Genomic DNA, 20431 nt, shown 5'->3' on the forward strand with positions numbered 1-20431 from the left:
TTAATTAGTTTGTTTTTATGTTTACTTAATTATTATGGATAAATAGTAGAGATTCTATTTGGCTCTGTTTTTTTAGGGGTGTTTTTGCAATGGCTTTGACCATTTTGGAGGCCGTTCTTCTTATAAAAAATTTATCTTTATGATCTGTAAGAAGAAATTGGATGGGCGGCACAGTTTGGCCCGCCATTTCCAAAGAGTGGGGGTTGAAATGCTTCTCCGCAAGGGATAGGCTTTTCAGATCAACATGTAGGTTGATTTTGGTATTTTCATTGTAAAACAATGGCTTGTGGTGAATTTTATTGAGGTTTTGGCGCTGTCACCTGCTTTCTTGTTCCGCAGGTTGGCTACTAATGAGGTGGCACCGATTTTGGTCAAAATCTGCGGGATTCAAGCGCTTCCGAGATGACTTGGATACACATTTTTGGCCTGAAAAAATAACCTGGAATGGTGGATGCAGTAGGAATTTCGTGATTTTCTGAGGTGCAAAAATTGGGCAAGGATCAATTCTTGCCATGTACTGAAATCTTGGATTTTTTGAAGGACAAATTATGTAGAAAACAAAACAGGACAACCCCCTTTTTTTGAGAATTGCCCTGCCCGGTGAGGTGAACTCACGATACTACCATTGGAAAAGTTAGTATCGTCCAAGAGTCCCTCCTGGTCAAGGCCAGGGCTCGGCTTTTCCTCAAAAACGTAAACAACGCGAAGTCCCGTAATTCGGGAGGTTCGCACACGTTATCGCGCTGGATTCAATCCGGCTCGCGAGGAGATCGTCATGCCCAAGGTTCGTACGAGAAATGCGCGCAAAACCAGGCAGGCAGCCCGCCAGGTCGTGCGCCTAAATCCCCATCGTTCCATTGTTACCGGCCACCTGCCGGGATTGGCCCCCTATCCGCTTGCATGGGAGTCCTATCTTGAGCAGATCGCGGCCAAACTATTGAGCGTCTGCCACGATGTTAAAAGTATTGCGACCCAACCCACGGTCCTGGAAATCCATACCGCAGAAAGGTCCAGGAAGTACTACCCCGATCTTTTGCTCAAGCTCGAAACGCAGGGAGAGCTCGAGTCAATTCTGGTCGAGATCAAGCCCCTTGCTGTGCTAGTGTCGGAGCCCACACTAACCAGATTGTTGCAGGTCGCAGACGAGTGTCTGAACCAGGGCATCCGGTTTTGTATTCTGACCGATGACCAGATTTACGCCGGCCCAAACCGGCAAAATGCCCTGCTCCTTTGGCGCTACATGAAAGGCGCCATGCCTCCTGCGGATAGAGTCGAGAGACTTTCAAGGTGCTTGGAGCGTGGCGGCCCAATGCAAATCCAGCAACTGCTTGATACAGCTGATGTTGACCTGGTCGACGTGTATACCCTGCTGGCAAAACGGCAGCTTACATTTTCCAGCAATGAGATCATCAATCGTAGGGCACTCGTTGCACTCCCCGCGCAAACAGGAGGTCTCAGATATGCGGATATTCAGGCTGCGGGTAGGTATGGTGATCTTGTGGAAGCGGTGGCTTTGGGGCGTCGACCGCCAGATTGGCGGATCCTGGAGGCTCAGACGCTTCAACGACGGCCGCGTTCAAGTGCAGGCGTTTTCAGCGCTGTCGGAGGATTTTCTGGAGGGACGCCTTTACGTGATCTCCGACCGGAAGAGTCCACACCTCGAAGCGCTTGGGCCGGTGGAGGTATCTCGTTTGATCGGGGCCTATCTCCGCTGGTATCGGATGAGGAGTAGCAATCATGACCTCATTCTATTTAACCAAGGGCTTGATCGTTCGAATGGAGGGGCAAGAGTGGGAGCTTCTCCGAACGACAACTAAGCATTGCTTCCTGGAAAGCATACGAGATGGAGATCTGCGCGAACTTACCATCGAGGATTTTCTTACCGCGAAGGAAGCGGGTGTAATTGAAGTTATACCCAGCGCAGCGTCGCCGAATGAGATCCGGTTTCTTCCAAAGGCACCCTGGATAGATATCTCTCTTCTGCCCCCGGAGAAGCGACGGAGAGCAAGGAAGTTGCTTGCGGTTGTGAATGGACTCAGGAAGGCCGGCATAACGCGTGGTCAGCGAAAACACATCAAAGAGTGGCTGGATCGAGCTGCCGCGTCGTCCGAGTTTGACTTCAAGCTACCCGGCGTGAGCACTGCCTGGAAGTGGCTCAAGGCCTACGAGGAGCGGGGCTACTCCGCCTATTCTGTGCTCGGAACTACGCCGTCGATTCGTTCCAAAAGGACTTGTGGGGAAAGCGAATGCCTGGCTAAAGAAGTCATCGCCGATCAATTTCTGACAATGGAGGCACCCTCGGTAGCCGCGTGTTATGAGACGTACAAGACTCGTGCAAAAGCGCTAAACAGGCGCTCAGTGGAGGAAGGGCTGATGCTGATACGGCCGATGTCCTTGAGCACGTTCCGGCGCAGGGTGGGTGATCTGGATTTTTTCGAAAGGACGGCCGCAAGAAAAGGAAGGCAGCGAGCGATCCACGATACCCGCATGATCCGAGGTCATCGGACGAAAGTGGCGCCACTTGAGGTCGCCGAAATTGATCACTCTGCGCTCAATTGTATTGTTCTTGATGATCTGAACTGGCTGCCCCTTGGACGTCCATATCTCACTGCGATCAGGGATGCAGGTACGGGTATGGTGCTAGGGCTTTATATCAGCTTTAACCATGGCGGCGCACGGGCCATCTTTGCATGTATCAAGCATTCATTGCGGGCGCACACCTACGTGGCAAAAAGATGGGGAGACAAAATCCTCAATCCGTGGCCTAGCTTTGGTTTGGCGACGAAGTACGCGACGGATCGCGGCCGGGATTTTATCGGGGATGCGCTTCCGCTGGCGCTCCAGCACCTTGGTTCGGATATCGAAACCAATGCTGCAAGAACTCCTTGGGGTAAGCCCAGTATCGAGCGTTTCTTCAAGACGCTTGATGAGTCCTTGTTTGAAACTATGCCGGGCAAGACTTTTGCCTCGCTGAAAGATCGTAGCGAATACAAACCGGAACAGGATGCCGTAGTCAGATTTTCAACGCTGGTTTACCTCATCCACAAATGGGCGGTGGATTACCACAATATCCAGCCGAACTCCCGAAGCCTGATCTCGCCGCTTGATCACTGGAACGCGTTGATTGGAGATTGTCCTCCGCCCTATGTGATTGATCTGGAACGGATCGACGCAGTATTTGGCGAACCTCATGAAGGCGCACTTTCCCAGGAAGGCTTGAGATTCAGGTACCTCAACTATGCGGACCCGGAGGGCCGGTTGGGGGAGCTACGCCGAAAATATGAAAAGATCACACTTCAGTTCAAGGTAAACCCGGACGATCTTGGACGGATATATGTCATGGACCCCGAGACGTTTGCGCTTTTCCCTGTTCCCTGCACCCGGCCCGACTATGCCGACGGTTTGACCCTCTTTCAGCACGATTATCTGCGCAAAGTGTGCAGGGAGCGGCTGAACCGACATGAAGCAGTTGACCTGTTGCTGGAGGCTCGCGCGTCTCTGATTCAGACCATTCAGGATGAATTGACGCAAAAGCAAAAGGTTCAGCGAAGAGAGCAGCGCGCACGCGTCGCCGATCTCAATTCACAATCTGTTCTTGAAGGTGAAGACCAGTCGTTGTCTGCCCTGACTGCGCGTCCTGGATCAACTGCGCTCACCTCTGAAATCGAAGAGGATGAACCGGAATTCACTTCGGCACCACCCATGACGTGGGGGACGCTATGAGCACGCTGACTGCAAGACGCCCATTGGCCCCCCTTCCGTTGCCGAATGCGGCAGAGGCTCGCCGTGCCGTAATGTCCAGGCCGGCAGCTGAACAAGCCGAGTACGTTCTGAACGTGCCCATTCACACACCGGAATTCATTTTCGCGATGAATTCGCTGGATCATCTGATAAGCCGGGTTGGTGAAACTTCGCAGCCAGGTGGGCTTTGTATTCATGGAGAGGGTGGTACGGGGAAGTCCTTCATCGTAGATTTTCTTCAGCGACGTTATCTGTCACGGCAATTGCTTCGAGGAGTGCAACTCCCGATTGTGAAGATCACGCTCGACGGGAATCCGACCTCAACCTCTATCCGGCAGGACATACTTGAAGCGATTGGCTATGTGGGGCAGATTCGAAAAGCAAAAGCTGCAGAGCTCGACAGAGTCATCAAAGAGGCATTCGGAGAGTTGGATGTTCGACTCCTCGTCGTCGATGAGGCGGGCCATCTGGTGCCCTCAAGCCGTCGCCGTAATGAGGATCGGCTTGGGGGTGCCGCCTGGGATACGCTGAAGAGACTTCACGAAGAATTGAAGATCGGCTTTGTGTTTGTCGGAACCCCGGTGGTGGGTGAAATGGTTCGCTCTGATTCGCAGTTCAATTCGCGCTGGGGCGAGGCACCAATGCGCCATTATCAGAATGATCAGAGTTGGAATGGCCTGCTGGGTGCGCTGGATCAAGCGCTGCCTTTTGAACAATCCGCAGGCCTGAATAGCAGGGAATCCAGTAATGCGTTCTTTGCGGCAACTGGCGGCAATCTCCGACTCTTGAAACGCCTAGTGGCGGAAGCAGTTCTTCTCGGGGCCAGGCGGTCTGACCAGAAACTCGAAATTGATTATGTTGCAAAGGCATTTGATCTTCTGGGCTATCGCGGCACCAATCCGTTCAGGGGGCTCTCATGATATTTCTCAGAGAGCGGCCCGTCCCTTTTGAATTCGAGGCAATGCCTGGGTATCTGATCCGGCTAGCACATGCGAACAGGACAAGCGCACACACCCTTGTATTGAAGCTGTTTGGGCATGCCCGATGGCCAAGTGTCAAAGAGCTCAACGTGCTCGCCGAGGCAGTCCATTGCACTGAAGACGAAATATCGCGGCTCTCCGTGGTCCGTGAGCATCTGGGCGCACAGGGATGGGGGTGGTATATGGCGGGGCGACACCTTGGCAAAAGTTATTTCGTTGCCCTGCGGAGGCCTGTGGTGTGCCCTCTTTGTCTGGCCGAGGGCGCATGCCAGCGTGGATTGTGGTTACTTTCAATGCTGTCGTGCTGCCCACAGCACCAATGCCGCCTCTGCCAAACCTGCCCGGCATGCAAGCAAGTTCTTGATCCCGGAAGGTCTGAGATTTGTCACTGCAAGTGCGGAGCTGACCTCCGATTGGCAAAGCCAGTTGTGGCCGAGCAAGATGAGTTGATTGTCGCAAAGTTGCTTGCCACAATCAGCGGGCACCACTTCTGCACTGATCACGAATTGCCACCTTGGGTTCGGTCGCTGGACCCGGACGCCGCATGCCGGCTGATCTGGTTACTGGGATGGATATTGCCCGGATTGCGTGATGGTGTAATTCGGTCAGGGCGGCACGCCCCTAATGTAGAAGAAGCGTTGTTGATCGCCCGCTATGCGCTGGACAGACTGACTTGCTGGCCTGACGCTTTTCTCCTGGATATGCAGAAAATCGAAGTGACCGTACACAGTACGTCGGCCAGCTACCTTGATCGTGCCCTGACTTCTCTACACCGATTTGTTGTTCGCGAACTGGCTGACGATGCTTTGGATCCGGTTCGACAAGCCTATCAGGCAGGTGCACGGGCGCTATGGGTGAAATGGAACAGGATCCATTCGCTACGCATGTTCGGCACTCAACTCCATCTTGGTTTCGAGACACCATTCGACGCTGCGTTGCGGGCGGAGGACAAGCGATGTCTTCAATGATGGGGCCTCGTCTGTACGGTTCTCCTCCGCCACTACCGGGGGAATTGTTTTCATCATGGGCAACCCGTGTTGCACGTTGGCACAGGATGACGTCGGACGAATTGCGGGGGGTGTTGAAACTTTCAAAACCGTTCCACTGGTTTGATTTTCGTAAGCCGGTTTCAGATTCCTTGGGGGCAGTGATCGCACCATTTTTGGGTCAAACCAGCGAGGACCTGAAGCACTTCTGGGAAGGCTCACCGGCGCTACGCAGCGAGTTGATGATCCGCAGTCTGACGACGCTTAATGGGACATCTGCATTTTATTCTTACTGTCCAACTTGCCTTCGGGAGGATGAAACTCCTTACTTCCGGAGAGAGTGGCGTCTCAATTGCTTTCTGGTTTGCAACCAGCATCCTCTGCAGATGCGGTGGTATTGCGCTCAGTGCGAACACGTCACTTCAATTGAGAATCTGCGGATTGGTTTGTTTGACAGTGAGGATCGAAAAGATGTGCTTCGGGCTTGCTTCCATTGCGGGGTCCGATTGCAGGAATGCAATGCACGCGAGCTTTCGGGCACTACATGGGAAAGGTTATGTCGCCTGCAATCCAAAATTCTTCGTGTACTTTCGGCCGGGACCGTAAGCGTTACGGGGATTGGTTCGATCTCGGCGGAGAAGTTTCTGCAGTCGTACTTTTGCGCGGAAGATGATGAGAAGAAACGACTTGTCCTGCTGTTAGGGCTCGACTTTCGGAGAATCTACGGGATACATCGCCACGATCTACTGGCCGAACTGGATACCCATCCAGGCATTGCACTGGAAGACACATCTGAATATGTAATCTATGAGAAGGAGCCGACTTCTGTACAAAAAGTAGCTTCTACTTTGATTTCGACGTTACCTAAGGTAAACAGTCTTGACGTTGCTGTTGTGTCGTGGGATATTGATTTAAAAGGAATTTTACCATGACTACCAAGCTGAAACCTAGACTGGTCTTGAAAGCTGCAGCGCCCAAGAGCAAGGTTAATGAAACCTCGAGCACGTTGCCTGCAGGTGTGCGCGCACGTTTAGACGCCTATGCGAATGCCACTCGCGGGAGGTTTGTAGAGTCGCTAACGGTTTCTCATACTGAACTGTTAACTGGCGTTTTGGCGGGTCCGATAACAAAGCAGCCACGCCACAAGAAAGTTGCCTGAACGTTCAGATATAAAAAAGCCCCGCGTTAGCGGGGCTTTTTTATATCTGCTGTCTGTCTCATCCCGGATGTTGTCACTTTTCGCGTGATATGTGGCTTGCCGTTGCCAGATTGAGCCAGTTTCATCAGCCACTCTGTAACTTGGAAGCATGGTGGGTGCGAGCCCTTTAGGATGATTGCTTGTGACGAGGCCGCCAGCGTTGGCCTTCCGGCGTCAAACGGGGCCTAAGCAAACGCTGAAACTTCGGCTTATCGGCCAAAGCGGAATTTGGCGCGGGCGGCCGTCTAAGTCTGCTTTGCACCGGAAATCGGCCATCATGTGCGTTGAAAACCTGCGCGATGCATGGACTCAGAACCACAGTACTACCCAAATCCGGGTAGACGCTGCTGGAAAAAAGCCGCATACGAATTGATGCGGCTTTTTTGTACCCGCTATAAAAGGCACCAGGTTGTTCATCTATCCGAAAACAGCACCCCACCTTTCATCTTGTGATCAAGCGCAGACTCCATCACCTGCACCACAACAGCTTCCTTCGGAACACTGAACTCTTCAACCACCGCGCTGGTGATTCGTTCCATCAAACGTTTCTTCTGCTCGGAAGTACGGCCTGCAGCAGCGTAAACAATAATTTCTGGCATGATTTTCTCCGGGTGTTTCAGTTAAACAATGGTTGGGGAGTTCTGTGCGGCCAAGCGGGTTCCGGTATTCAGGACGCGGGCGCAGACACAGTGACCAGGCCGCGATCCCTGGCAATCGCTGCCGCGCGAGTACGAGTATCGGCCTCCAGCTTGTCCAGAATGGAAGCCACATGGGTCTTGGCGGTGCCTAAAGAGATGCCCAGCGTGGAGGCGATGTCACGGTTGCAGTTTCCGTTGGCCAGTAGCGCCAGTACGTCCTGCTCACGTGCGGTGAGAGCCGCGCGGGAGAGGGAGTCGACTAGCCGCCGGGATAGCGCGTCGCTTAAGTAACGGTGGCCCGCGGCAAGTTTGCGGATGCTCTCTTCCAGCACATCAGCATCGCAATCGATCAACAGGTAGCCGTGGACACCCAGATCAAAGGCATTGCGCATGTCCCGCTCGTTGTCACGGACGGTTAACAGCAATACGCGCGGAGCGCTCCCCGGATAACGAGAGCCCCCACGCAACCTTTGTAGAAACAGGCACGCGGTATCGTAGTCACCCACAATGACATCAACGCCGGTAAAGCGCCGCGCCTCGACCCATTCAACGGGATGAATCGAGACAATGATGTCCGGCGCAGATGACAACAGCCCCTTAATGCCACAGGCCACCAGCGGATTGCGGTGGGCTACGGCAACATGCAATGGCACGGTCTCAGTCATGGCAATCTCTTGTCTATCGAGGATGGTTGCCCAGCTACCTGCGAATAGATTGCTGGATTCCATTTGTGGCAGCGCCTCTTGCAATGAAGGGGCACGCGCCCTGTTACGCAATCGCGCCACCGCCGTCGACCAGTACCGTCGAGCCCGTCGCATAACGGGTTGAGGCAAGGTAAATGACGGCGTTGGCAATATCCTCTGGCGCGCCGACCCGTTTTGCCGGCAGGCGGGCGGCCACGCTTTCGTACATCCGCTCGCGTGCCGACGCGTCCAGATTTGCCCACAGTTCGGTCGCGATCAATCCTGGAGAAACCACGTTGACCCGAATCGGTGACAACTCCAGCGCGAGACCACGCCCCAACGATTCGAGCGCAGCATTGATCGCACCTTGAAGGACAGAAGACTTGCTGGGGCGCACCGACAAAAAGCCGGACACCAGTGTCAGTGAACCCGCTTCGCGAATGTGAACTGCGCGTGCCACGCGATAGGCACCCCAGAACTTGCTGTTCATGGCGCTGTACGCATCCTCAAGTTCAAGACCATGAACCGGGCCGGTCGCTGTCTGGGCTGCTGAAACCACCACATGATCAAATTCGCCCAGTTCACGCAGCACGTGACTGACTTGTTCATCATGGGTGATGTCCAGAACGACGGTTTCAACCTTCCCGACAATCTGACTGGCGACATGATCAAGCTTGGCCTTGTTGCGCGATGCGATATAGACGTGAGCGCCGTGTTGCGCAAAGCTCGCAGCGGTTGCAGCGCCAATCCCCGAGCTGCCACCGACAACCAATACACGTTGATCTTTGAAAAGCATGTTGTTGCTCCTGAAGTCGTGATTCATGGTGAGCACCGGTGGCGGGCATTATTTGGCGACAACACCCAACTGCTGCAGGAAGGTGAGGTTGTCTTCCAGATGCCAGTTTTCCGCGATCTTGCCGTCGTGGATGCGATAGATATCCGTGGCGATAAAGTCGACAGGTTGGCCAGTGCCCTGGACACCGTTAAAGCTGCCGGTGAAATGGCCGGTGAATCGCAGGTGGGTTACAACGCGGTCACCCGTCACGATCATTTGGGTGATTTCGGCGTGGACATCCGGCACAGCGCCATGAAAGCCCTTGGAGGCGGCCAAAGGGCCTGCCACGCCTTGCGGACGGCCCGCCGGCAATGTGCGATCCATAAAGTCAGCGGCGAGTGCTTCACGCGCCATGGCTTCATCGCCGGTGGTCCAGAACGTGTCGTACAGGCGTGCCGCATGAATTTGTTGCTCCAGTTGCTTTTTGGGCAGCGTTTTATCCACGATCAGAACACCTGGTTTGGCCAGATCATCCGATGCGGCTTTGGCATGCGAGGCGATCAGCAGGGCTGCAACGATGGGCAATGCTGACAGAGCGGTAGTGATCGAAAGCGTTTTGGTGGTCATGATGAGTTCCCTGATTGGCAAAGTTGAGACGACGTTAGTTGTGTTGCCGCATTCAGATAGAACGGGTGGCGGCCTCACCCAGTGATGGCTTGCCGGGTGCCTCTGCGTGTGAGGCCTCCACGTGTACTTCCGCCCCGTCGAGCCGGCGGGCAAAGATGGTGAGGATCAGCGCACCGGCGGTGACTGCCGCGGCAACCCAAGGCAAAACATCAAGCGATTGACCGTGCGACAGGGCCAGACCGCCCAGCCAGGCCCCCATGGCGTTGCCCACGTTGAAAGCGCCGATATTCAGGGTTGATGCCAGATTGGGTGCGTGGCTGGCTTTGCTCAGGACACGCATTTGCAGGCCGGGGATGGTGGCGAATGCGGCAATGCCCCAGATAAAGATGGTGATCAACGAGAGCACCTGGTTGTGCATCGTGTAGCTGAACAGCCCCATGATCACGATGAGGGCAGCAAAGATGACAATCAGTGCCTTGAGTGCCCCACGGTCCGCAAATTTGCCGCCCACCCAATTACCGATCGCCAGGCCGATCCCGAACATGACGAGGATGGGTGTGACCGCATGCGCAGCGAACCCGCTCATCTCTTCAAGAATCGGCGTGATATAGGTGAACACCACAAATACGCCGCCAAACCCAAGCACGGTCATCAACAAGGCCAGCCAGACCTGGCCTTGCTTGAGTACGCTGAGTTCATGGGCCAGCCCGCCAGATTTGCCGTCTCGTTTGTCGGGCACCAGCAAAGCCAGTGCGATGGCAGCAGCAACACCGGCAACCGCAACGGCCCAGAATGCCACCCGCCATCCATGTGATTGACCAATAAACGTGCCGAGTGGAACGCCGAGCACGTTGGCAAGCGCCAGCCCGGTAAACATCATGGCAACCGCGCTGGCTTGCTTGTCCTTGGGCACCAGCGAAGCCGCAACCACTGATCCGATCCCGAAGAACGAACCATGGGCGAATGAGGTAATCACCCGCGCGACCATCAGGCTTTGGTAGCTGGATGCAGTGGCGCAAAGGACATTGCCGACAATGAAGATGCCCATCAGCAACAGCAGCGCCAGTTTATGTGGCATGCGGCTGGTCAACAGGGCCAGTAGTGGTGCGCCAAACGCGACACCGAGGGCATAGCCGCTGACCAGCAGGCCGGCAGAAGGGATGGAGACGGACAGCGAATGCGCCACGTCGGGCAAGATGCCCATGATGACGAACTCGGTGGTCCCGATGGCAAACGCGCTTAATGCCAAGGCAATGATGGGGAGAGACATTGCATTTTCCTTGAAAGTAAATGCAGGACCCTGAAAACGCCGCCCTGCGCAGTTCATTCAAAATCGGGATCGAGTATTGCGACGCTTCTCCCCAACGGTCTTGGATGGGGTTGCCATTCATTGCTCAAAAAAGGCGTTACGTTGGGGGTTAGGCCGCAGCAGGCGGATCGCCCAATGTTTTTACGATCAGCTCAGACAAAGTGCTGAGACTGAACGGCTTTTGCATCAGGCCAAGAACCTTCAACTGGCCCACCCGGCGTTGATGCTCGGGTGTGCAGTAAGAGGAAACGAACAATGTCGGTGGTTGTTTCCCGGTCTTGACCAACTGGTCAAACATCTCGATCCCTGACATGCCCGGCATCCGGATATCGGCAATGAGCAGTGCAATCTCGTGACGCGCCGAGAAAGCAAGCAAGGCTGCTGCGCTATCGAAGGTCTCAACGGCCCAGCCGGATGAACGAATAAAACTGGACAGTGCAACGCGGACAGCTTCGTCGTCGTCCACTACACAAATGGGCTTTGTTATGGACACGTGAGACTCAATATCTGGATGGCGGGTGGATCGCTTTTCGTTGTGTCAAAGATAATTTCTGACGCAATTCAAAACTACCAGGCTGATGGCGGGTTTTGCTACGCCCAAGGTACTGGCGGGCTATACCTTGGTACAGGTTCACTGTACGTTGATACTGTATGACAATGGAATGGCCGGCATGCCTGCCAGTACATAGCCTGTCGGCTCCGCTGGCGCGCCGGCAATGGGCGTCTGTCTGATGGCGCCCGGGATGTGGATGATCTGTTAATGGCCCTGAACCAGCACACTCCTGAACCCGGCTGTGTGCGCAAATGACTGCCGCGCCTATGCTCCGCTCATTCGTTAGTCTTGCCACCCTACGAAGTGACCACCTCACGGTTAAGCGAGGTCTTGCAGAAGCGGGCGAGCCGATTCTCGTCGTCACCCCGACAGCCATCAATCCTGCCCCGGATATCTACGCGCGTTTCGAAAATGAAATGGCGCTCGAACCCATGCTTGAGCGGGAATGGTCGGTGCTCCCCCTGCGCCACGCGCGCCACGACAATGCGTCTGCATTGCTACTGCGTGATCCAGGGGGTGACCTGCTTGCCAGCATTCAGGTCGCATCGCTTGGGTTGACACAACGGCTTGTACTTGCACTCAGCGTGATTGAAGCGATCCGGCGTATGCACCTCAAAGGCATTGTGCATGCGGGTTTGAGCCTTCAAACCTTCTTTGTCAGCGTGGATTTGCGTGCGGCATGGATTACAGATTTCGGTGTCGCGTCCCGGATCCGTTTCATGCAAGGAGAGCGTGGTTCAGCGGCAAATCCGCGGTTTCTGGTTCCGGAACAAATGCCGGGATCTGGCCGGTATATGGATCACGCTGCTGATATTTACGCATTTGGCGAGATACTGCAGCATCTGATGGGGCATACTGAGCCTGCTCCAGCCCTTGTTGAGCCTTATGGATTTGCGCTGGAATTGCTGGCCGAAATCACCGCGCGTCTGCTGCACACGGATCACCACGCCCGTTATCCGTCTGCATCTGCAATTCAGGCCGACCTCTACCGTGTTCTGGCCGCGCTGAAGGGGCTCGATAATGAGCCCGCCACGCAAACCATCGCGCAAACTGGCATTCGTGACAGGTCTGCCCTGGCCTTTCGGCCACCTCGTGTTTACGGACGAAAACGAGAGTTCTCACGCTTATTCGAGCACATGGCGCGGGTCGCGGAAACGGGCGATTCCGCAGCAGTGCTGATCAGTGGTGCTGCCGGTTCAGGCAAGTCGACGTTGATCGAAGCGCTGCGTGCAGACGGAAAAAGCACCTCCTGGCGATTTGCCAGCGGCAAGTTTGATCAGCAAAAACTGGATTCACCTTATCAAGCGTTGCTGGAGGCAACAGGTAGCCTGATCTCACGACTGCAGACGTCGGGCGAGAGTCCGGAGCTTCTGCAAATAGAAGCACAGCAGGCCGTCGGAGGGCTTGGAAGGTTAATTACAGATGCGATCCCCGAGGCGGCCTGGCTGCTGGGTCAACCCGCCCCGGCGCCGGAGGTCAGCACAGAACGGGTGAAGGCACGCTGGCATGACACGCTGGCCCGATTCATTGGCGTGTTTGCGCGGCCGGCCAATCCGTTGCTGCTGTTTATCGATGATTTGCAATGGGCAGATACTGCCACGCTGGAGTTCATGGCCGAGACAATGACGCATCGGCCGATCAAGTGGCTGTTTTTGGCCGGAGCAACACGGGACACGGAGAATCTGCTTGAGACCGGTTGGCCTGCAAGGGTACGGGCAGCCAGTCATGATGCCGCTGATATTGAGGTCCTTGCACTGTCGCCATTGTCGCGAGAAGCAATCGGCAACCTGCTGAATGACTTTCTGGGAACGGGTCAGGATGAGGTGACACAACTTGTCGACTTTGTTCACACCAAGGCAGCAGGCAATCCACTTTTCGCCATTCAGCTTGTCCGCAAAATAGTGGATGAGCGCATTGTCACAAAAAACTACGTCAGCCAGCGTTGGGAATGGGTACCGGCGCAATTGTTAGCCGCACTCGAGACCACTGATCTCCCATCCCTGGTTCGTTTCCGGGTGAATGCTCTGCCTTTGCCATCACAGGGTGTCATCGCTTTGTTTGCCTGTATGGGCAATGTCGCGACAAACAAGCGTCTTGGTCTGGTCACAAAACTGGATGAGGCCGTTCTTTACGAGCAGTTGTTACCCGCGTTGCGGGCAGGGCTGATCCTGAACCGGGGCGAAGAATATTTCTTTGTGCACGACCGGATCCGTGAAGTCATGTACGCCATGCTGGATGCCGAAGTACGGGCGCAATGTCATCTGCGAATTGCAGAAACCATCAAGCTCGATAGGCCGGTCGTTGCCCGGCAATTTGAATTGGCCACCCATTTGAACAAGGCGGCGGTGTTGCTTGACTCTGAGTCCCTGCGTCTTGACGCAGCACAAGAGAATTTTGAGGCAGCACAACTGGCCAAAGTCACCGGCGCGCTCGATGCTGCCGTGTTTTATCTGGATAGCGCGCAACAGCTGCTTGGGCCAATCGATCCGGATATCGCCCATCCATTGCGCACCCGGATACTGGTAGAAGCCGCGCGTTGTGAACTGGCTCGTGGCAACCTCCAGGCTTGCCAGAATGTGCTGGGCATCCTGGAGAAGCCGGATCTTTCGAAAGAACGGACCATCGAAAAAACGCTGATTGCTGTCACCCTGAACGTGATGCAGTCAAACAATGTCGAAGCCGCGCAAATCGCGCTGGCCTGCTTGCGCCAATACTGCGGCGTCGATCTGTCTCAGTACCCGGATGAAGCGGAAATTCATGCAGCATTCGATGCGGTATTTTCCAAATTGGGCAACCGTGAAATCGAGTCTCTGGTTTCATTGCCTGACTTGAATGACGTCGACGCCACGCAAACAATGAGTTTGCTGTCCAGCCTGCTGCTGCCCAGCTTTTACACCAGCCTGGGGCTTTTCCTGCTGCATATCGCCAAAATGGCTGAGCTGGCACTTGATCGCGGCATCAATGCCACGGCAGCCTATTCCTTTAGTGCATTGGGCGTTGCAATAGGCGAACTGCTCGGCCGCTACGAAGATGGCTATCGCTTCGGCGTACTCGCCAAGGAGCTGGTGTTCTCCCGGGGCTACGATGCAGTTAAAGCCAGAACGCTTGTCAGCCTGCAGATGGCCAGCCTGTGGACACAGCCGCTCGATGTGGCGCTTAAAGTGATCAAAATGGCGCGTGATGCGGCCGATGAGTCCGGGGAAATTGATATTTCCTGTACAACGCGCAGTTTGCTCGTGACCAATATGCTGGCTATTGGCTCACCGCTGGACGAAGTACGGCAAGCTGCACTCTCTGGACAGCTTTTTGTAGTACGTGCCGGCTTTGGTGATTTGGCAGACATGCTGGCCATTCAGCTGGCGTTTATTGATGCACTGGCGGACCCGGAGGCCGGCACGCAAACACTGGATAATGCCGTGTTCGCAGAAGCGGGATTCGAACAAAAACTGACCAGCAACGCCAACGCCAGCCTGGTTTGCATGTATTGGGTGATGAAGGGCCGGTTGCGCTGTATGGCCGGGCAGTTTGATGAAGCAGAGGCCGCCTTTCTGGAGGCGGAGAAAGTAGCCTGGTCACTGCCCGGGTTCTTTCAGATGTGCGACTACCATTTCTTTGGGGGATTGACCGCAGCCGCTTTGCTGCGAGATAAAAAAAGTCCCCATGTCACCCGCCGGGCCGAACGCCTGCAGGTTGCCATCGAACGGTTGTCCCGGTGGGCCTATTCGTGTGAATCCACGTTTTCTGGCAAACACGAACTCTTGTTAGCCGAAGCGGCCCGTGCTGAGGGTAATCAGCTCGAAGCGCTCGCCCGCTATGACGCTGCTATACGGGCCTCCAGCATTTATGGGCTGGCTCATGATGAAGGCTTGGTGCTGGAGCGCGCCGCGGGGTATTGCCAGGAGCATGGGCTCACCGGCATTTCGCGCGGCTGGCTACAACAGGCTCATCAAGCCTGGTCCCGCTGGGGGGCAATGGCGAAGGCTGCCGAACTGGAACGACAGAATGTTCATCTGCTCTCCAGAACAGATCTGGCTGGACAAGCCGGCCCGCGGCTCCGCGATAAAGACATCCAGTTTCTGGCGGAGACGACCAGAGCCATGTCGAGCGAGATTGTGGTGGAGCAACTGATTGAGAAACTGCTTGCCGCTACGCTGACCTATACGGGGGCCAGCTTCGGCCTGTTTGTACGCCGCAATACGCAACCCGAAGTACTCGCATCCCTGGTGCGTGATCTCTCCTCCGAAACCGGATTTAGAACCACCGCAAGCGCAACGCCTTCAACCCCCTTCTGGCACGGCATGCTCATGGAGCAACATCCCGTCGTCTTTGACGGGACGGAAGTCAAACTTCGCTTTCCCGATGAAGAATATTTCCGCACGCATGGCGCTTCGTTCATCGTCTGCATCCCCTTGATCAAGCAAGGTCGTTCACTGGGTGTGCTTTATCTGGAGCAACACGAACCTGCGAAACTGCCCACACCGGGCAAATTGGCGGTGCTTGAAATGATTGCCGCACAGGCTGCGGTTTCGATGGAAGTTGCCAGGCTTTACGCCGACGCTTCAGAGGAAAACCATCAGCGCAAACGCATCGAGTTGACGCTCAGAGAAAACGAAACTGTGCTGGCCCAGACCCAGAGAGTGGGCGGGACAGCACACTGGATCTGGCACGTGACCTCGGGGCAGGTCGACTGCTCACCCGAATTGGCCCATATGCTCAGAATTGAACAGGCCGAAGCTGTAGGTACCATTCCTCTTGAGGTCATTCTTGAGCGGCTCCATCATGACGATCGCTCTGCTGTGATACAGAATCTCAATGACGCTGCCCTGCATCAGCGCGGATTCCGTATCCAGTTTCGCAGCCTTGGTCGTGAAGACGTCCGCTATTTTCAGGCAATTGGCGAGCCGCAACTTGCGGGACCGGATACGTTGAGATTTATCGGCACCACGATTGACATCACCGAACGTGAACTGCGTGAGCAAGCATTGCAACTTGCGCGTAGCCAGCTCTCCCAAGCCACGCGTGTTTACACGTTGGGCCAATTGGCTGCATCGATTACCCATGAAGTCAATCAGCCCCTTGCCGCGATTATCGCAAACGGGTTAGCCGGTTTGCGATGGCTGCAAAGAGACACACCTGACTTTGGGGAGGTGGTTAGCGCATTGCAGCGAGTAGTTCAGGAAGGGGAACGGGCGAATCAGGTCATCGGGAGGACCCGTGGCCTGATCAAGGGCTCGCAACCCCAGCGTAGTTCGATCCATCTGGGTGAACTGCTGCAGGAAACACTGGCTCTGATGCGACGGGAAGTGCAAACCCATTCGATTTCAATCCAGCTTTCGCTGGAAGAGAACATCCCGGCCACGTTGATCGATCAGGTTCAAATCCAGCAGGTTCTCATCAACTTGCTGGCCAACGCGATTGATGTTCTTTCTACCGTGCATGATCGGCGCAGGATCATTAGTGTCTTTCTGTCCTTCATTGCGGGTGACGGCATCTTGTTGCAGATCACCGACAACGGACCGGGCGTCGCGCCTGTGAATCGGGAAAGAATCTTCACGCCGTTTTATTCGACGAAATCAGAAGGGCTGGGCATCGGGTTGTCGATGTGCCGAACCATTGTCGAAGCCCATGGCGGAACGATTGTGCTGGACGAACAAACCGAAGGCGCCACGTTCAGCGTGCGCCTTCCGCTCACCGCTGAAACCAGCGCTTAGGAACATTCAATGGGTTGGAAAGACACCGATCGAGGTGGCTTTGATCACCAGATCAGCGATATTGCGTGCGCCCATTTTCTTCATGATCTGACCACGATGAGCCTTCACCGTCACCTCGCTGAGATGGATCTTTGACGCGATTTGCTTGTTCATCAGTCCACTCAAAACCAGATCAAGGACTTGCCGCTCTCGGGAGGTGAGTGAGTTATAGCCATATCGTAGTGGCGACAATCCCTTTTCGCGTTGCAAGCGTTCCTGATCCTTGGCGAGCGCGGCGTTGACCGCATCCAGCATGTTCTGCTCACGGAACGGCTTGGGCAGAAAGTCGAAAGCACCACCTTTCATTGCCGCCACGGACATTTCCACATCGCCATGCCCTGTCATGAAAATGATCGGAATATCCATTTCCCTGGCCGCAATTTCCTTCTGCAGAGCAAGACCACTGGCACCACTGAGCCGAACATCCAGCACAAGGCAGCTCGGGTGGCCTGCATTGTAGGCTGCGAGAAACTCCCCTGGCGCCGAGAACGAAGCGACCTCAAGGCCAACGGACCGCAAAAGGCTGTCCAGCCCGTTTCGAAAGGGCTCGTCGTCATCTACGAGATAAACAACCTGGCGTTCAAGGTTTGGCATGATTGGCTGAGCGGTTGGCAAGGACATCTGCAACGGGATATACACGCGGACTATAGCTCATTGAGTGCCGGGAAATAACCTTCTCAGTGGCAGGGCACTGATCAGTCGAACGACCAAGGCATGGCGTACTGGCTCTGGCGGGTAATCGGCCAAAGCAGTCGTTGAGGCCAATGTGCCAGGTTGGCCGCTGTCGGCCACAAGCGGCCGTTGAGCCTTTCGTCCCGAAGCGGACAATCAGACCCGTATGACAACTGTAGGCATCTACATGGAGGAGTCCGATATGCATCCCTACGACGGGATTGACCACCGCTACACAAGTTCGGATGCAGATAAAAACAAAGTGGTCCGCATCATCCAAAACATTCTGGGTTTCGCCCCTCAAATCAATGGACTCGATTACTCCTTGAATTTTTATAGTGGAGGCATTGGCGTTGATGACAGGCTTGCGATCCGTTGCAACTTAACTCCATCTGATTGGCCACGAGTTATTGCCAAGCTGAATTTAAAGCCCCCATCCGAAGCGCTTGCAAATCCAGATTGGGGCGACGACTTCGCATGGCTTGTTAGCAATTGCGAAGCACCGAGCGACGTAAGTGCAGATTGCTGTAAATTTGTGAACGCCAATAAAAAGGTGTTTCAGGATAGCGTGTCGCTTGAGAACTCTCCCCTTTTCACAGATGAAAGCAATGTGAACAGCTGGTGTGTAGTCTGGGTTGTTGGGAGCTACCTGAACTACCTGAGCTTCGATCAAGGATAGAAAAGTGACGAAGTTGTTGGTGCACTAACCAGCACAAAACATCATCGTAAAGGTCTGCTATTTCAAAGCGCGCGGCAGCAACGGGTCGAAAGCGGACTGCTTTGCCGAGAGCACTAAGCGACTGCTTTGGCCGATAAGCAGACAAATCATCTCTGACCAAATGAACGGCGAGCTATGCATTTTCGGCGTGACCCCGGAAAAGCGCCTCTAGGCGCTTTTTTTCTGCCTATCGACGAAGCTGAGCGGATCACGCAACAGGACCGGCATGCCACCGCAGTATCTCCGGAACTATTGATCAACACCATCGGAATACACAGGGTGGAACCATCTGCGTACTAGCTGGTCGGACCCCCCCGATCATTCAAAGCCGGACAACCACGATGAAACTCAAGCTACTGACCATTGCTCTTTGCCTGTACGCCGCGGCGAGCTTGCCGGCATTTGCACAAGACGCTCCGGTCTACGGGGGAGAGCTTCAGGGTTTTAACTATCCGGCGCCGGTGCAGCAGTTCGGGTTTACCTCTCAGGGCGTGCCATTGCGCATGGCCTATATGGACGTAAAACCGGCCACGCCCAATGGCCGCACCGTGGTGCTACTGCACGGCAAAAACTTCTGTGCTGCAACTTGGGAAGGCAGCATCAAGGCGCTGACCGCGGCGGGTTATCGGGTGATTGCGCCGGACCAGATCGGGTTCTGTAAATCCAGCAAGCCTGAGCACTATCAGTATTCTTTCCAGCAACTGGCCAACAATACCCATGCCCTGCTGGCCTCGCTGGGCATTGACCGGGTTACCCTGCTGGGCCACTCCACCGGCGGCATGCTGGCCATCCGCTACGCATTAATGTACCCGGACGGGGTAGAGCAATTGGCACTGGCCAATCCGATCGGGCTGGAGGACTGGAAAGCGAAGGGCGTTCCCACCATCACCGTGGACCAGTGGTACGCGCGCGAACTCAAAACCTCCGCAGAAGGTATTCGTAATTACGAGCAGAACACGTACTATGCGGGTCAATGGCGGGCCGCCTACGAGCCGTGGGTGCAGATGCTTGCCGGCATGTACCGTGGCCCGGATCGTGAACGGGTGGCCTGGAACTCGGCCCTGCTGTACGACATGATCTACACCCAGCCCGTAGTTTATGAACTGGAGCAGCTGCGTATGCCCACCTTGTTGCTGATTGGCCAGAAAGACACCACTGCCATCGGCAAAGACCTGGCCGCACCAGCCATCCGCGCCACGCTGGGCCGTTACCCGGAGTTGGGTAAAGCAGCCGCCCGGCAGATTCCACATGCCACGCTGGTCGAATTTGCAGACCTGGGGCATGCACCACAAATGCAAGACCCGGAAGCCTTTCACAAGGCACTATTGGCCGGTCTGGCGGCACTCCCAGCTGCGGCGACTCGTTAACCCGCTACACAAACGTGCCGTTGTATCAGGATGCGGGTTTGGGGTAACCGGGCCGCCTTGTTTTTTGTGCCTTGCGTAAACCGCGCGTGGATTCCGGACATGGTGTTGCCGCTGCCACCACTTAGCAGTTTTGTGGGTTCGACTACTTATCGGCCAAAGTAGACGCTTCGGACCCTGGGAGCACCTTGCAGCGTTGTCCACGTTGTCCATAAAGCACGTCTCCTGACGCTGGAGCGGCTTCGGCGACTTTGCTCGCTAGGCACCGTTTGTCTTAGGTGCGCTCATCATGCTGATGGATTTGTATAGAGGCTGTCAGGGGGTGGATTGCCCTGCCGTGATTAACGTCAGGTAATCCATGGGTGACACTGGTTGGCTTTAAGAAACCAGCCAGTGCCATAGAGGCAGGTTGGATTCAGCCCGTCGCATTTGCATGA

General features: G+C 55.1%; 16 protein-coding genes. 9 read left to right on the plus strand and 7 right to left on the minus strand.

Features of this window, described 5'->3' with window-relative positions; genetic code table 11:
* Nucleotides 1-775 precede the first annotated feature (775 nt).
* From IEX57_RS12230 to IEX57_RS12255, 6 genes are read left to right on the plus strand one after another with little or no spacing between them, the layout of a single operon-like run.
* Nucleotides 776-1732, plus strand: coding sequence for a TnsA endonuclease N-terminal domain-containing protein (locus IEX57_RS12230; RefSeq protein ID WP_188692382.1), 957 nt, complete (start codon nucleotides 776-778; stop codon nucleotides 1730-1732).
* Between the two features lie 5 nt (nucleotides 1733-1737).
* Complete coding sequence (locus tag IEX57_RS12235) at nucleotides 1738-3723, plus strand: TnsB C-terminal domain-containing protein (RefSeq protein ID WP_188692385.1); 1986 nt, start codon at nucleotides 1738-1740, stop codon at nucleotides 3721-3723.
* The gene (locus tag IEX57_RS12240; protein WP_188692388.1) at nucleotides 3720-4661 is read left to right on the plus strand and encodes a TniB family NTP-binding protein; all 942 of its coding nucleotides are present in this window, start codon (nucleotides 3720-3722) and stop codon (nucleotides 4659-4661) included. The genes IEX57_RS12235 and IEX57_RS12240 overlap by 4 nt, the downstream gene beginning before the upstream one ends.
* The gene (locus tag IEX57_RS21480) at nucleotides 4658-5689 is read left to right on the plus strand and encodes a TniQ family protein (protein WP_188692391.1); all 1032 of its coding nucleotides are present in this window, start codon (nucleotides 4658-4660) and stop codon (nucleotides 5687-5689) included. Before IEX57_RS12240 ends, IEX57_RS21480 begins: the two co-directional genes overlap by 4 nt.
* Nucleotides 5677-6639: a TniQ family protein gene (locus tag IEX57_RS12250; protein ID WP_188692394.1), complete on the plus strand. Its 963-nt coding sequence runs from the start codon at nucleotides 5677-5679 to the stop codon at nucleotides 6637-6639. Before IEX57_RS21480 ends, IEX57_RS12250 begins: the two co-directional genes overlap by 13 nt.
* Nucleotides 6636-6866 carry a hypothetical protein gene (locus IEX57_RS12255; RefSeq protein WP_188692396.1) on the plus strand — a complete coding sequence of 77 codons (231 nt, stop codon included), beginning with the start codon at nucleotides 6636-6638 and terminating at the stop codon, nucleotides 6864-6866. Before IEX57_RS12250 ends, IEX57_RS12255 begins: the two co-directional genes overlap by 4 nt.
* 452 nt (nucleotides 6867-7318) lie before the next feature.
* On the opposite strand, the gene IEX57_RS12260 is transcribed toward IEX57_RS12255, so the two are convergent.
* The 6 genes from IEX57_RS12260 to IEX57_RS12285 form a co-directional block, all read right to left on the minus strand.
* Nucleotides 7319-7504 carry a tautomerase family protein gene (locus IEX57_RS12260; RefSeq protein ID WP_188695258.1) on the minus strand — a complete coding sequence of 62 codons (186 nt, stop codon included), beginning with the start codon at nucleotides 7502-7504 and terminating at the stop codon, nucleotides 7319-7321.
* Between the two features lie 68 nt (nucleotides 7505-7572).
* Nucleotides 7573-8208, minus strand: coding sequence for a LuxR C-terminal-related transcriptional regulator (locus IEX57_RS12265; protein ID WP_188695255.1), 636 nt, complete (start codon nucleotides 8206-8208; stop codon nucleotides 7573-7575).
* A 103-nt stretch (nucleotides 8209-8311) separates the two neighbouring features.
* On the minus strand, nucleotides 8312-9049 hold the full coding sequence (locus tag IEX57_RS12270; RefSeq protein ID WP_229708999.1) for an SDR family oxidoreductase: 738 nt from the start codon (nucleotides 9047-9049) through the stop codon (nucleotides 8312-8314).
* A 21-nt stretch (nucleotides 9050-9070) separates the two neighbouring features.
* Entirely contained in the window at nucleotides 9071-9628 is a 558-nt protein-coding gene (locus IEX57_RS12275; protein ID WP_188695250.1) for an ester cyclase, read from the minus strand.
* A 52-nt stretch (nucleotides 9629-9680) separates the two neighbouring features.
* The gene (locus IEX57_RS12280) at nucleotides 9681-10898 is read right to left on the minus strand and encodes an MFS transporter (RefSeq protein ID WP_188695247.1); all 1218 of its coding nucleotides are present in this window, start codon (nucleotides 10896-10898) and stop codon (nucleotides 9681-9683) included.
* 148 nt (nucleotides 10899-11046) lie between these two features.
* Nucleotides 11047-11403 carry a response regulator gene (locus IEX57_RS12285; RefSeq protein WP_188695245.1) on the minus strand — a complete coding sequence of 119 codons (357 nt, stop codon included), beginning with the start codon at nucleotides 11401-11403 and terminating at the stop codon, nucleotides 11047-11049.
* A gap of 353 nt (nucleotides 11404-11756) precedes the next feature.
* Here IEX57_RS12285 and IEX57_RS12290 point away from each other — a divergent pair, with 353 nt between their 5' ends.
* The gene (locus IEX57_RS12290) at nucleotides 11757-17201 is read left to right on the plus strand and encodes an AAA family ATPase (RefSeq protein ID WP_188695241.1); all 5445 of its coding nucleotides are present in this window, start codon (nucleotides 11757-11759) and stop codon (nucleotides 17199-17201) included.
* 6 nt (nucleotides 17202-17207) lie between these two features.
* Here the strand turns inward: IEX57_RS12290 and IEX57_RS12295 are convergent, their stop codons facing one another.
* Nucleotides 17208-17879: a response regulator transcription factor gene (locus tag IEX57_RS12295; protein WP_229709000.1), complete on the minus strand. Its 672-nt coding sequence runs from the start codon at nucleotides 17877-17879 to the stop codon at nucleotides 17208-17210.
* Between the two features lie 235 nt (nucleotides 17880-18114).
* Between IEX57_RS12295 and IEX57_RS12300 the strand changes: the two genes are divergently transcribed.
* Both IEX57_RS12300 and IEX57_RS12305 read left to right on the plus strand, forming a co-directional pair.
* Entirely contained in the window at nucleotides 18115-18591 is a 477-nt protein-coding gene (locus IEX57_RS12300; RefSeq protein ID WP_188704655.1) for a hypothetical protein, read from the plus strand.
* Nucleotides 18592-18971: 380 nt separating this feature from the next.
* Entirely contained in the window at nucleotides 18972-19997 is a 1026-nt protein-coding gene (locus tag IEX57_RS12305; RefSeq protein WP_188698228.1) for an alpha/beta fold hydrolase, read from the plus strand.
* Nucleotides 19998-20431 lie beyond the last annotated feature (434 nt).

The sequence above is a fragment of the Silvimonas iriomotensis genome, from assembly GCF_014645535.1.
GTDB lineage: Bacteria > Pseudomonadota > Gammaproteobacteria > Burkholderiales > Chitinibacteraceae > Silvimonas > Silvimonas iriomotensis.